The organism is Nocardioides sp. CF8 (genome assembly GCF_000389985.1).
Taxonomy (GTDB): domain Bacteria; phylum Actinomycetota; class Actinomycetes; order Propionibacteriales; family Nocardioidaceae; genus Nocardioides; species Nocardioides allogilvus.
Window position 1 is genome coordinate 3,142,717 of the sequence record NZ_CM001852.1, and the last position, 13,348, is coordinate 3,156,064.

General features: G+C 70.1%; 12 protein-coding genes and 1 tRNA gene. 5 read left to right on the plus strand and 8 right to left on the minus strand.

Annotated features, from left to right (window positions below; all coding sequences use genetic code 11):
• The coding region (locus tag CF8_RS22605; protein ID WP_198016855.1) for a hypothetical protein at positions 1-595 on the plus strand (595 nt) is incomplete at its 5' end.
• Positions 596-611: 16 nt separating this feature from the next.
• Here CF8_RS22605 and CF8_RS21110 read toward each other — a convergent pair.
• Positions 612-1,328: a class I SAM-dependent DNA methyltransferase gene (locus tag CF8_RS21110; protein WP_084622897.1), complete on the minus strand. Its 717-nt coding sequence runs from the start codon at positions 1,326-1,328 to the stop codon at positions 612-614.
• A gap of 165 nt (positions 1,329-1,493) precedes the next feature.
• Between CF8_RS21110 and CF8_RS15365 the strand changes: the two genes are divergently transcribed.
• Positions 1,494-2,618, plus strand: a complete 1,125-nt coding sequence (locus tag CF8_RS15365; protein ID WP_010834026.1) for a glycosyltransferase family protein — start codon at positions 1,494-1,496, stop codon at positions 2,616-2,618.
• 6 nt (positions 2,619-2,624) lie between these two features.
• On the opposite strand, the gene pth is transcribed toward CF8_RS15365, so the two are convergent.
• From pth to glmU, 4 genes are all read right to left on the minus strand, one after another.
• Positions 2,625-3,215: an aminoacyl-tRNA hydrolase gene (gene pth, locus CF8_RS15370; protein ID WP_036491190.1), complete on the minus strand. Its 591-nt coding sequence runs from the start codon at positions 3,213-3,215 to the stop codon at positions 2,625-2,627.
• 92 nt (positions 3,216-3,307) lie between these two features.
• The gene (locus CF8_RS15375; RefSeq protein ID WP_010834028.1) at positions 3,308-3,979 is read right to left on the minus strand and encodes a 50S ribosomal protein L25/general stress protein Ctc; all 672 of its coding nucleotides are present in this window, start codon (positions 3,977-3,979) and stop codon (positions 3,308-3,310) included.
• 232 nt (positions 3,980-4,211) lie between these two features.
• Positions 4,212-5,228 (minus strand): ribose-phosphate diphosphokinase, encoded by a 1,017-nt coding sequence (locus tag CF8_RS15380; RefSeq protein ID WP_010834029.1) that lies wholly within the window; start codon positions 5,226-5,228, stop codon positions 4,212-4,214.
• 2 nt (positions 5,229-5,230) lie between these two features.
• Positions 5,231-6,709, minus strand: a complete 1,479-nt coding sequence (gene glmU / locus CF8_RS15385; RefSeq protein WP_010834030.1) for a bifunctional UDP-N-acetylglucosamine diphosphorylase/glucosamine-1-phosphate N-acetyltransferase GlmU — start codon at positions 6,707-6,709, stop codon at positions 5,231-5,233.
• Between the two features lie 216 nt (positions 6,710-6,925).
• Between glmU and CF8_RS15390 the strand changes: the two genes are divergently transcribed.
• The 3 genes from CF8_RS15390 to CF8_RS15400 all read left to right on the plus strand — a co-directional run bounded on the left by CF8_RS15390 (position 6,926) and on the right by CF8_RS15400 (position 11,022).
• The gene (locus CF8_RS15390; RefSeq protein ID WP_010834031.1) at positions 6,926-7,603 is read left to right on the plus strand and encodes an esterase/lipase family protein; all 678 of its coding nucleotides are present in this window, start codon (positions 6,926-6,928) and stop codon (positions 7,601-7,603) included.
• Positions 7,604-7,671: 68 nt separating this feature from the next.
• A complete protein-coding gene (locus tag CF8_RS15395; protein ID WP_010834032.1) occupies positions 7,672-8,940 on the plus strand; it encodes a helix-turn-helix domain-containing protein in 1,269 nt (422 codons plus the stop codon).
• A gap of 78 nt (positions 8,941-9,018) precedes the next feature.
• Complete coding sequence (locus CF8_RS15400; protein ID WP_010834033.1) at positions 9,019-11,022, plus strand: fatty acid desaturase; 2,004 nt, start codon at positions 9,019-9,021, stop codon at positions 11,020-11,022.
• Between the two features lie 16 nt (positions 11,023-11,038).
• On the opposite strand, the gene CF8_RS15405 is transcribed toward CF8_RS15400, so the two are convergent.
• The 3 genes from CF8_RS15405 to CF8_RS15415 form a co-directional block, all read right to left on the minus strand.
• Entirely contained in the window at positions 11,039-11,725 is a 687-nt protein-coding gene (locus CF8_RS15405; protein ID WP_232211523.1) for a potassium channel family protein, read from the minus strand.
• 22 nt (positions 11,726-11,747) lie between these two features.
• Positions 11,748-13,115, minus strand: a complete 1,368-nt coding sequence (locus CF8_RS15410) for a TrkH family potassium uptake protein (RefSeq protein WP_010834035.1) — start codon at positions 13,113-13,115, stop codon at positions 11,748-11,750.
• 88 nt (positions 13,116-13,203) lie between these two features.
• Positions 13,204-13,282: transfer RNA gene (locus CF8_RS15415), tRNA-Gln, on the minus strand.
• Positions 13,283-13,348: the final 66 nt, after the last annotated feature.

Below are 13,348 nucleotides of genomic sequence, written 5' to 3' on the forward strand. Positions count from 1 at the left end.
CACGGACCCCGAGCTCGGTGAGGTGTTCCGCTGCCAGGCGACGGAGGCGACGGGCGCCACGACGCCGCTGCCGGAGAAGGCGATCGGGCAGTACGTCCGCGAGGTCCGCGTCGGCAACATCGGAGTCCCGGAGCTCGTGCGGGTGGGCTCGAGCGCCTTGGTCACCAAGCTGGCCAGGAAGGCGGGGCTGCGCCCCTACCTGCCCCTCGAGGTCGCGGGCGACCAGCGCGTCGATGGCGAGAAGCTCGGCCTCCAGCCCGGTGAATGGGTGCGGGTGCGCACGAAGGAGGAGATCGGCAGGACCCTCAACGCGGGTGCCGCCCACCGGGGGCTGATGTTCACCCACGAGATGGCGCAGTACTGCGGCCAGTCCTTCCGGGTCCGCAGCCGGGTCGAGCGACTGCTCAACGAGACCACGGGCCAGATGCTGCACATGAAGCAGGAGTGCATCGCGCTCGAGGACGTGATCTGCAAGGGGCACTTCACGTCCGGGGCCTGGTTCTGCGCCCGCGAGCACCTGCCGCTGTGGCGCGAGGACTGGCTCGAGCGGGCGGAGGCCCCTGCGGGCACGGTCTGCCCGGGCTCACCCCTCTGACGCGGTTCCGGACGGCTCAGGCCTTCTCGAAGCGGTCGACCCGATAGGTCCGTCCCGCCCCGAACTCCGTCCGCTCGGCGAGCACGTGCGTGAGCGTGGTGTGGGCGACGAGGACGTCGTGGGCCTCGTCGCCGTTGAGGACGCTGCCCATGCGCGGGACGTAGTGGACCGCGACGAACGCGCCGCCGGCGGCGAGGCAGGCCTCGATCCGGGTGACGCAGCGCTTCAGCTCCTCGACCGACAGGTAGTACAAGACGTCGGAGGCGACGACGAGGTCGAACGTCTCGTCGGGGAACTCGGCCGGGATCGTCATCGCCGCGGCACGGACGTTCGGCTGGTCCTGCAGCCGCCGGGCGACCTGGTCGACGGCCGCCTGCGACACATCGAGGGCGAGCACGTCGCTCGCGCGCGTTGCCAGGACCTCGGTGAAGGACCCCACCGCGCAGCCGAGCTCGAGGACGCGTCCCAGCGGGCCGTCGCCGCAGACCGCGAGCGTCCTGTCGAACTTCAGCCGTTCCTCCGGGTTGCGGTCGAAGCCGAAGGGATCGCCCTCGTCGAAGAAGTGGTCGAAGAAGCCGGGCCGCATCTCGGGCGGCACCAGTCGTGCCGGCAGGGCGGCCGCCACCCGGTCGCGCCACCTGTCGGGTACGGCGAAGATCATCGCCTCACGCCCGCTGATCAGCGCCTGTCGTGACCGGCGGGCAGCAACCCGGGCCGGGGGAAATCGGTCCATCTCGACTCCTCTGCTCCTTCGCACCCTCGTCCGCGATGTTCCCGAGCACCGTCATGATCGATCGTCGCGGCGATGAGGTCGCGCTGCTCACGCCGCTTTCACCAGTCTTGGGAATGCCTGGCGCATCCGGCTCCCCCGGTCGCGGGCCGGTCCTAGGCTGCGCGGATGGACGGATCTGCGCGTGTCGTCGTCGCTTCCCGACGCTCTGTCGAGCAGCAGGTCTGGCACGCGTCCACCTATGAGTTCGAGGACGTCATCGCCGATGTCGACGACGTCGACTGGTGCCTGCCGGGCCCGGGACGAGGCGGCCCGGCGGGCCGGCTCACCCGCGGCGTCCTCAACCGCGCGGGTCGTGTGGTCGGACGCGACCGCCGGGCTGTGATGTCTGGCCCGACGGGCCCGCCCCGCGAGGCCGAGCTGTTCTTCGCCGTCTTCGCCGACGCCAACGAGATCGGGATGCTGCCGCACCTCGCGCCGCAGGTGCAGGCTTCCTCGAAGCGGGTGGCATGGATCGTCGAGCTCTGGAGCACCCAGGTGCCGGGCGTCGCCGACTACCTCCGCCAGCTGCGCGGCTTCGACCACGTGATCGTGTCGAACCAGGGCGTCGTGGACGCCGTCGCCGACCTCACGGGCGTGCCGTGCTCCTACCTCCCGACTGCCGTCGACATGCTGCGCTATGCGCCGCCCGGGCCCGCCGAGCCGAGCCGCAGCGTCGACGTCGTCAGCTACGGCAGGCGCCTGACCGGCACCCACGCCCCGCTCCTCCAAGCCCTGCGCGAGGGCTCGCTGTTCTACCACTACGACACCGTCCGCGGCCAGTGGGAGGTCACCGGCCACGCCGAGCACCGGACGGCCCAGGCGGCGCTGCTGCAGCGGGCCCGGTTCTCGGTCGTCTACAAGATCAACGACGAGCCGGGTCGGCTGGCCCGGACCGGGGGCGAGGAGTCCCTCACCACCCGCTACTTCGAGGCACAGGGCGCGGGCGCCCTCATCCTCGGCACCGCGCCCGACAGCCCGGAGTGGGTCGACGCCTTCCCCTGGACCGACGCGATCTTCCCCGTCCCGGCCCCGGCCCCCCAGGTCGTGGACGTGATCGAGGAGCTCGACCGCGACCCCGAGCGGCTGGCGCGTGCGCGGCACGCCGCCGTCACCACGTCCCTGCGTCGACACGACTGGGCCCACCGGTGGCGGGCCGTCCTGGACGCGGTCGGCCTTGCTCCGGGTCCTCGCCTCGCCGAGCGGATCGCGGAGCTCGAGGCGCGGGCCCGGGCCTGGGACGGGCAGGCCTGAGCCCGGTCAGGAGTTGAAGCGCTGCTGCGTCTTCTCCAGGCCCTCGGTCATCAGCGACTCGACGGCGTCGGCCGCATCCATGACCTGGAAGGGCAGCTCCTTCTTCTCGACCGTGCTGTAGTTGGACAGCACGAAGTCGGCGACGTCCTGGCGACCGGGCGGCCGGCCGATGCCGGCCCGCACCCGGTAGAAGTCACCGGTGCCGAGGCTGCCGCGCATCGAGCGCAGCCCGTTGTGGCCGTTGTCGCCGCCCCCGAGCTTGACCCGCAGCGTGTTGAAGGCGATGTCGAGCTCGTCGTGGATGGCGATGATGCGCTCCGGCGGCACCTTGTAGAACGTCGCGAGCGCCTTCACCGGGCCGCCGGACTCGTTCATGTAGCCGCGCGGGCGCGCCAGCACGACCCGCGGACCGGGCGTGCCGGGCGGGGCCAAGCGTCCCTCGACCACGTCGGCGCGACCCGTCTTGTGGGCGCGCCACCCGCTGCCCATCCGGGCGGCCAGCTCGTCGGTCACGAGGTAGCCCACGTTGTGGCGGTGTCCGGCATAGGCCGGCCCGGGGTTGCCCAGGCCGACGACCAGCCACACGTCATCACTCATGTGCTCATCCTTCCAGCCCGGAACGCTCCGGCTGAAATGCGACCGCGCCGCACCGGGAGACCCGATGCGGCGCAGCCAGTTGAACAGGTGGATCACTCCGAAGCGTCGCCCTCGGCGGCAGCCTCGCCGGCGTCCTCGCCGGTCTCGGACTCGGGAGCGTCGTGCTCGATGCCGGCCTCGGCCTCGGCCTCGGCGAGCTCGGCCTCGAGGGCCTCGGCGGAGATCTGTCCGGTGACGTTGACGAGCAGGAGGTCCTCGTCGGCGGCCAGCGTCGTGCCCGCGGGCAGGACGAGGTCCTTCGCGTGGATCTGCGTGCCGGCCGGGGCCTTGTGGATCGAGACCTCGAAGAACTCGGGGATGTGCGTGGCCTCGGCCTCGACCTGGATCGTGTTGTTCTCGGTGACGACCAGGGTGTCGGGGGCGGGGTCGCCGACGACGTGGATGGCGACGTCGACCACGACGCGCTCGCCACGGATGACGGTGACGAAGTCGATGTGCTCGATGAGGCGGCGCAGCGGGTCGACCTGGACCTGCTTGGTCAGGGCGAGGTGCTCGGTGCCGTCGAAGTCGAGGGCGAGCAGCGCGTTGGCGCCACCGTTCTTGAGCGCCATCATCGTCTGGTGACCCGGCAGGGTGACGTGGAGGGGCTCGGCGCCGTGGCCGTAGATGACCCCGGGGATCTTGTTGTCGCGACGGATGCGGCGGGCAGCGCCCTTGCCGAACTCGGTGCGGGTCTCCGCGGTGATCTTCTCGGTCTCAGACATGTGGGTCTCCTTGATTTCGTACGACGTGTGGTGGGCCTGCGCCGGAAACGTCAAACGCCACGCTCCGGATCGTGAGCGCGGCGTTGTTCAAGGGCCGGCCCTGTCGATCACGGAGTCCCTGGGTCTGACGGGCTCCCTCGCCGAGGCAACCTGAGAAGACTACCTGCGTTCTCGGGCGTGGCGCGAATCCGCGGAGGACGACGCAGCCAGGGCGCGTCCGTGGCCGCGATGGTCAGGCGTGACCGTCGAACATGCTCGTGACCGAACCATCCTCGAACACCTCGCGGATCGCGCGGGCGATCAGAGGGGCGATCGAGAGCGTGGTGAGCTTGTCGAACTGCTTGTCCTCGGGCACCGGCAGGGTGTTGGTGATGACCACTTCCACGGCCGAGGAGTTCTTGAGGCGATCGACGGCCGGATCGCTGAGGATCGGGTGGGTCGCAGCGATGACCACCCCGGCGGCACCGGCGGCGACGCACGCGTCGGCGGCCTTCACGATCGTGCCACCGGTGTCGATCATGTCGTCGGTGAGGACGCAGATCTTGCCGTTCACGTCACCGACGACGCGGTTGGCCACGACCTCGTTGGCGACGTCGGTCCGGCGGGTCTTGTGGATGAAGGCCAGCGGCACGCCACCGAGTCGGGCCGACCAGCGCTCGGCGACCTTGATCCGGCCGGCGTCCGGCGAGACGACGGCGAGCTCCTGGTCGCCGTACTTCTCGCGCACGTAGTCAGCAAGGATCGGCAGCGCCATCAGGTGGTCGACGGGACCGTCGAAGAAGCCCTGGATCTGGTCGGCGTGCAGGTCGACCGTGATCAGCCGGTCGGCACCGGCGGTCTTGAAGAGGTCGGCGACGAGACGGGCCGAGATCGGCTCGCGGCCGCGGTGCTTCTTGTCCTGGCGGGCATAGCCGTAGAACGGCATGACGACGGTGATCCGCTTGGCCGAGGCCCGCTTCAGCGCGTCGACCATGAGCAGGTGCTCCATGATCCACTCGTTGATCGGCGACGTGTGGCTCTGGATGACGAAGGCGTCACACCCGCGGACGGACTCCTCGTAGCGGACGTAGATCTCGCCGTTGGCGAACTCGTAGGCCGACTGCGGCACCAGCGGTTGGCCGAGCAGGACGGAGACCTCGTCGGCGAGCTGGGGGTGAGCCCGGCCGCTGAAGATCATGAGGTTCTTCTCGGTGGTCTTCTTCAAACCGCTCACGCGCTGCGACTCCTCGATCGGGGGGTGGAGTGCCATCGTCAGGATTCTGGACTACCGGAGCCCTCGATCCCAACCGAGGACCCGGTGACGTGAGACACCTGCTGTTCACGTGCGCGTTCGGCCGCGTCTGCCTGGGCCGTGCCGGGCCGCCTGGCCTGCGCCCAGTCCTCCAGGTTGCGCTGCGGACCGCTGCTGACGGCGAGCGCCCCGGGGGGTACGTCGCGGCGGACCGTCGTGCCGCCCGCGGTGCCCGCGCCGTCGCCGATCGTGACCGGCGCGACGAAGGTGTTGTTCGAGCCCGTACGCGCGTGCTTGCCCACGACCGTGCGGTGCTTGGCGACACCGTCGTAGTTGGCGAAGATCGTGCCGGCACCGATGTTGGTGCCCTCGCCGATCTCGGCGTCGCCGACGTAGGACAGGTGCGGCACCTTCGCGCCGTCGCCGATGTGGGAGTTCTTCGTCTCGACGAAGGCGCCGATCTTGCCCTTCACCCCCAGTTGGGAGCCGGGGCGGAGGTAGGAGAACGGCCCGACGACCGCCTGGTCGCCGATGACCGAGAGCTCGGCGTGGGTGCGCACGACCCGGGCGCCGGCGCCGATCTCGCAGTCCTTCAGCGTCGTGTCCGGCCCGATCACCGCGTCCTCGGCCACGACCGTCGCGCCCAGCAGCTGGGTGCCGGGCAGGATCGTGACGTCCTGGGCGAGCTGCACGTCGGCGTCGATCCACGTCGTTGCCGGGTCCATCACCGTCACGCCGTCGCGCATCCACTGCGTGACGATCCGATCGTTGAGCAGGCGGCCGAGCTCGGCGAGCTGGACGCGGTCGTTGGCGCCCTCGGTCTGCATGACGTCGTCGATGGGGTGGGCGCCGACGGTGAGGCCGGCGTCGCGGGCGAGCTGGACGGTGTCGGTGAGGTAGTACTCGCCCTTGTTGTTGTCGTTCTTGATCCGCGGCAGCGCGTCCAGCAGGAACTCCGCGTCGAAGGCCAGGATCCCCGAGTTGATCTCCGCGATCCGGCGCTGCTCGTCCGTGGCGTCCTTCTCCTCGACGATCGCCTCGACGTCACCTTCGGCGTTGCGGATGATCCGGCCGTAGCCGAACGGGTTGGCGACGATGCCGGACAGGATGCTGACCGCTCGCTGGGCCGCCTCGTGCTCAGCGGCGAACTCCCGCAGCGACTCCCCCCGCAGCAGCGGGGTGTCGCCGGCGGCGACGATCACGGTGCCACTCGTCGTACCGCAGGCCTCGATCGCGACCCGCACCGCGTGACCGGTGCCGTCCTGCGTCTCCTGCACGGCGAGCACGGCCCCCGGCACGAGCGACTGGATGTGCGGCCCGACCTGGTCGCGCTGGTGACCGACCACGGCCACGATGCGCTGCGGCTCCATCGCCTGCACGGCACTCAGCACGTGCCCGATCATCGAGCGCCCACCGATCGGGTGCAGCACCTTCATCGTCTTGGACTTCATGCGGGTGCCGCCGCCGGCGGCGAGCACGATCACGGTGAGGTTGTCCATGAGCGCAGTCTGCCAGCGTCCCGCGACCCGGCGTCGGCGCGGGCGTCGCCCGATGGCTACGGAACCGTAGGAACCCATTGACGGGCCCCTCCCCCGCCGATACGTTTCCGCAGCACAGAGGTGCGGTGGTCGGCGTCGGGGGACTGGGCAGGTTCGTCGGTGTCGCGCCCGCCTGCGGCGGAATCGCCGCCGCGGGAGTTCTGGGAGGAACAACCCGTGCGCACCAAGCGTCCACTCATCACCACCGTGCTGCTCGCAGCACTGACCACCCTCGCCACCGTGCTCGTGCCGACGCAGTCGGTCCAGGCAGCAGAGCGTCAGCCCATCGTGTTCGTGCACGGCTACATGGGCAGCGCCGGCAACTGGGACACCATGGTCAGCCGGTTCAAGGCTGACGGCTATGCCAGCTCCGAGCTGTTCGCGTGGCAGTACAACACCGGTCAGTCCAACGTCACGACCGCCAAGCAGCTGGCGACCTACATCGACTCTGTGCGCCAGCAGACCGGCTCGGCGACGGTCGACGTGGTCACCCACTCCATGGGTGGACTGTCCTCGCGCTACTACCTGAAGAACCTCGGCGGCCAGCCGAAGGTCGACGACTGGGTGAGCCTGGGCGGCCCCAACCACGGCACCGACAGCGCCAACTGGTGCTTCAACACCTCGTGCGGCGAGATGCGGATCGGCTCGAGCTTCCTGACGTCGCTCAACTCCGGCGACGAGACGCCCGGCCCGGTCGCCTACGGCACCTTCTGGTCGTCGTGCGACGAGACGATCAACCCCGACAGCTCCGTCACGCTCTCGGGCGCGACCAACAAGCACGTCGGCTGCGTCGGCCACCTCGCACTGCTCTCGGACCTGGGGACCTACCAGGGAGTGCGCGCCTTCGTCGCGTGAGCCTCGCGGGCCCGACTCCGACCGATCGCGGTCGGGGTCGGGCCCGCCAACCTCGCTAGTCTCCGGTCATGGGTGCACGAGCTGGTGAGTCGGCGGGCCTGCCCGAGCCCGTGCTGAGCGAGCTGCGCCGCACGGCCGCCGGACTGCTGGCGGACGTGTCGTCGTACGCCGACGACATGCTCGAGCACATCCTCGACCGCATCCCCGAGGCCGGCGCCGACGACGACCTCCGAGGCCTCACGCTCGGGTCGTGCTCGTCCAACCTCGAGGCAGCGCTGTCGATGATCCGCCACGGCATCGTCGCGAGTGCCGCGACGGCCCCGGTCACCGCCCTCGAGCACGCGCGCGCCATGGCGGCCCGCGGCTACAGCGTCGACGTCATGCTGCGCTTCTACCGGATCGGCCACGCCTACTTCACCGAGCGCATCCTGACCGGGGTCACCAGCTTCGTGCCCGACCCGGCGCTCGCCCTGGCCGTGGTGGCCGACCTGCAGCGCTTCGCCTTCGCCTACACCGACCGCATCTCCAGCGAGGTCGCCTCCGAGTACGTCGCCGAGCTGGACCGCATCCAGAACCGCGCCCGCGCCGCCCGCACCGACGCGGTCCGCGCCCTGATCGCCGGCGACCGGACGGACCTCGGCCAGGCCGAGCGCGTCCTGTCCCACCGGCTCACCGGCTGGCAGACCGGCTTCGTCTGCTGGACCGAGCGCGACGACACCGATCTCGCGCGCGTCGGCACAGCGGTCGGGGTCCACTTCGGAGCGCCACACCCCCTGCTCGTCCCGGACGGCGTCCAGGCACTGTGGGGCTGGGTGTCGACCACACGGGCTCCCGACCTGTCGCGGGCGGGCGTCGCGCCGCTGGCCGACCGACTCCCTCCGACGGTGCGGGTCTGCCTCGGCACCCCGGCGCAAGGTCCCGGCGGGTTCCGCGACTCCCACGCGCAGGCGCTGCGCGGGCAGCGCATTGTCGAGCTCGCCGACCTCGCAGCCCCCGTGACGCCGTACGCCGAGATCGCCCTCGTGGACACGATGAGCGGCGACCTCGACCTCGCTCGCGACTTCGTCGCATCCGAGCTCGGTGCGCTCGCGGCCCAGGGGCGCCGGGAGCAGGAGGAACGGCGGGCCGTGCTGGCCGTGCTGGACGCCCAGGGTGGGCTGGCCGCCGCGGCCGAGGCGCTGGGCGTGCACCGCAACACCGTCCTGCAGCGCCTGCGCCGGGCCGAGGAACGTCGGGGACGGCCCGCGACCGAGCGCATCGCGGAGCTCCATGCCGCGCTGGCGATGGCCGAGGTGCTCGGCCCGGTGGTGCTCGCTCCGGCATCCGCCCACCACTGACCGGCATGTGCGGCCCGCACACGCGGATGGGCCCGGCACCTCTGGCGGGAGCCGTTCGCGGTTCCTAGGTTGCGGAGCATGTCAGCAACCACAGCCCGACCCACGGCCCCGCGGCACGCGCTTCCCGATCCCGGCGAGCGGGTCCCGTCGATCTCCTTGCCCATCGTCGCCATCTTCACCGGTGCCCTCACGGTCTTCACGCTGTCCACGTGGGCGGCACTGACCGACCGGCTCCCCACCTTGGCGACGGTCCTGCTCAGCGCGACCGCAATCTTCGTGCTCTTCACCGTGCTGCACGACGCTGCGCACTACTCCGTGAGCACCCGCCGCTGGGTCAACGTGGCGTTCGGCCGGGTTGCGATGTTCTTCGTCTCGCCGCTGATCTCGTTCAAGTCGTTCGCGTTCATCCACATCGAGCACCACCGCAACACCAACGACGAGGACAACGACCCCGACCACTTCGTCAGCGGAGCCCCGCTGTGGCAGGTCCCCGTCCGGTTCGCCCTGATGCACGTCCCCTATCTGGCGTTCCTGGTGCGCAACGTGCGCCGTCGGCCGCGGGCCGAGGTGCTGGAGACCGCGGCCCTGCTGGTTCTCAGCGGTGTCGTGATCGTCGCCTGCGCCCTGACCGGACACCTGTGGACGCTGGCCGTGGTCTACCTGATCCCTGAGCGGGTCGCCATGTTCGTCCTGGCCTGGTGGTTCGACTGGCTGCCGCACCACGACCTCGAGGACACCCAGCAGGAGAACCGCTACCGCGCCACCCGCAACCGGGTCGGGTCCGAGTGGATCCTCACGCCCCTGCTCCTCTCCCAGAACTACCACCTCGTCCACCACCTGCACCCCTCGATCCCGTTCCACCGCTACGTCGCGGCCTGGCGGCGCAACGAGGAGGCCTACCTCGAGCGGGACGCCGCGATCGGCACCGTGTTCGGCCAGCAGCTCGACGCGGACGAGTACCGCGACTGGAAGCGACTCAACGGCAAGCTGGCCCGGCTCCTCCCGGTCCGCATGCCGAAGCGCTCGTCGGCCCACGCCGCGAAGCTGCACCCGGTCCGGGTCGCCGGCGTCGACCGGCTGACCGACGACAGCGTGCTGATCCGCTTCGACGTGCCCGGCGAGCTGAGCGAGCAGTTCTCCTTCGAGCCCGGCCAGCACATCAGCGTCCGCACCGATCTCGGTGGCGAGGACGTCCGCCGCAACTACTCCATCTGCTCATCGGCCACCTCCGGCACGCTGGCGATCGCCGTCAAGCACATCCCCGGCGGCGCCTTCTCCACCTTCGCGATGGAGCAGCTCCGACCCGGCGACAGCCTCGACCTGATGACGCCCACCGGTTCGTTCGGTACGGCGCTCGACCCCCTCGCCACGAAGAGTTACGTCGCCGTCGTCGCGGGCAGCGGCATCACCCCGGTGCTGTCGATCCTGCAGACCACCCTCGCCGTCGAGACCGAGAGCCGCTTCACGCTGGTCTACGGCAACCGGGACGCCGACAGCACGATGTTCCGCGCGGAGCTGGACGACCTGGAAGCGCGCTATGCCGACCGGTTGCGGATCATCCACGTGCGTTCGCGCGACCCGCGGCACCCGGCAGACCTCCGTGGCCGGGTCGACCGCCCGAGGCTGGAGACGTGGCTCGCCGCCGACCTCGCCGTGGCCGACGTCGACGAGTGGTTCCTGTGCGGCCCCGTCGAGATGGTGGGTGACCTGCATGGCCTCCTCCTCGAGCACGGCGCCGAGCCAGACCGCGTGCACGTGGAGCTCTTCCACGGCTACCAGACGGCGTCGGTGACCGACGGCTTCGAGCCGGCCACGGTCGCGATCAGCCTGCGCGGAAGCCAGCACGAGGTCGACCTCGATGCCGGGGACACCGTGCTCGAGTCGGCTCTGAAGGCCGGGTTGGATGCGCCGTACGCCTGCCTGGGCGGAGCCTGCGGCACCTGCCGCGCGAAGGTCGTGCTGGGCTCGGTCGCGATGGAACAGAACTTCGCGCTGTCACCCGCCGTCGTGGAGGAGGGCTACGTGCTGCCCTGCCAGTCCCGCCCGACCACACCGACGGTCCGCGTCGACTACGACGCCTGAGACCTTGCGCCCCGGATCACCAGGCTGAACCCGGGTTCCTGCGTTCGATCCGGGGCCCGTGGCCCCCCTCGTCACCGAGTGCGCTGAACTTCTCCACCTTGTCCTTCGGGCCGGAGACGATGATCTCGGCTCCTTCCTGGAGCACGGTGCTCTGGGTGGCGTAGGTGAAGTCCTCGCCGTACGCCTTCACTCCGACGACCGTGATGCCGTACTCCTGCCTGACCCCGAAGCCCCCGAGGCTGCGGCCGATCAGGGCGCGGGGCGGCTTGGTCTTGGCGAAGGCATAGCCGTCGTCGAACTCGATGTACTCGATCATCCGGCCGGTCACCAGGTGGGCGACGCGCTTGCCCATGTCGTGCTCAGGGCGGGTGATGTGGTGCACGCCGATCTGGTCGAGGATGCGCGCGTGCGACTGGCTGATCGCCTTGGCCCAGACGTTGTGGACACCCAGCTCCAGCACCACCGAGGCCGACAGGATGCTGGCTTCGAGGTTGGTGCCGACGCCCACGACGGCACGGTCGAACTCGGCGACACCGAGCTCGCGCATGGCCTCCAGGTCGGTCGAGTCGGCCTCCACGACATGGGTCAGTCGACCCGCGAGCGAACGCACCACTCGAGGATCGGAGTCGACGCCGAGGACCTCGACCCCTTCCTTGGTGAGCTCCAGGGCCAACGAGCGGCCGAAGCGACCCAGGCCGACCACGACCACGCCTTGAGAACTGTTCCTAGCCAATGAGAGGCCTACCTTCCGGGAGACGGTGAAGGTGCGAGTGCTCCCGCATGGCGAGCGCAGACACCAGTGTGATGGGACCCAGCCGCCCGACGAACATCAGCAGCACCAGGACCAGATGGGCAGAGGGCGGAAGACCTGCGGTGATGCCGGTCGAGAGCCCCACCGTGGCGAAGGCAGAGGTCACCTCGAACAGGGCGTCCTCGGTGGCCACGTCGCTCAGCTGCAAGATGACCAGGGTCGAGGCCACCACGGCCCCCAGGGCCAGCAGCGCCACGGTCAGCGCCTGGCGGATGGCGCGAGGATCGATCCGCCGACCGAAGGCTGTCACGTCGCTCTCGCCGCGCACCTCGGCGAAGATCACGAAGAACAACAAGATGAACGTGGTCACCTTGATGCCGCCAGCCGTGCCCGCCGACCCGCCTCCGATGAACATGAGGATCTCCGTCCCCAGCAGCGTGCCGTCGCGCATCTGGCCGTAGTCGAGGCTGTTGAAGCCGGCCGTTCGCGGCATCACGGCCTGGAAGAAGCCCGCCAGGAGACGGTCCGGGGCACCGAGCGCGCCCAGGGTGGCGGGGTTGTTCCACTCGCTGGCCGTCACGAAGACGGTGCCGATGAGCAGCAGGACGCCGGTGAAGATGAGCGTCATCCTGGTGTGCATGCTCCACGCCCACGTGGGGTGGAAACGGCGGTACAGCTCGAGCCACACAGGGAACCCCAGCCCGCCGGCGATCACCGCGAAGGCGATGGGCAGGCAGATCCAGGGGTCCGACACGAACCCCATCAAGCTGTCGGAGTACAGGGCGAAGCCGGCGTTGTTGAAGGCCGAGACCGCGTGGAACACCCCGAGGTAGGCGGCATGGCCCCACTCCTCGTCGTACCCCCAGGCAAAGCGCAGCGTGAGCAACGTCGCCGTGACCGTCTCGAAGAGCAGGCTGATCGCCACGACCCCCTTCACCACCGTCTGGACCTCGCCCAACCCGGTCGCCTTGGTCTCGGTCGCGGCGGTGAGTCGTGAGCGCAGCCCCAGCCGGCGGAAGATCAACAACCCCAGCAGCGAAGCCAGCGTCATGATGCCGAACCCGCCGATCTGGATCAGCCCGAGGATCACGACCTCACCGAAGGTCGACCAGTACGACGGTGTGTCGACGACGACCAACCCGGTGACGCACACCGCGCTGGTGGAGGTGAACAGGGCGACGATAAACGGTGCGCTCGCCGCGTCGGTCCGGGCCACGGGGAGCATCAGCAGGGCCGCACCCACAAGGATGGTCACCGCGAAGGCGACGACCACGACCTGCGCGGGGTGCCTCAGCCACGGACGATCACCTCGCCGAAGGACCCGCGATATCGATGCCGCCACGCAACGAGGCTAGGGCACCCGCTGCGACGTCTGCGATTGCGTCAGCCTGGTGGGCAGCCGCCTGCAGGCGCGCGGCCGCAAGAACTTGCTCCCCGGGTAGGAGTCGAACCTACGTCGCTAGTCCTGATTCAAAGTCAGGCGGGCCCTGCCGGCAGACCAACCGGGGAATGTGCGGACAAGCCTAGGGCCCGCCCGGCGGTACGACTCCTCGACCCGGCCGCGCGGACGTCCCG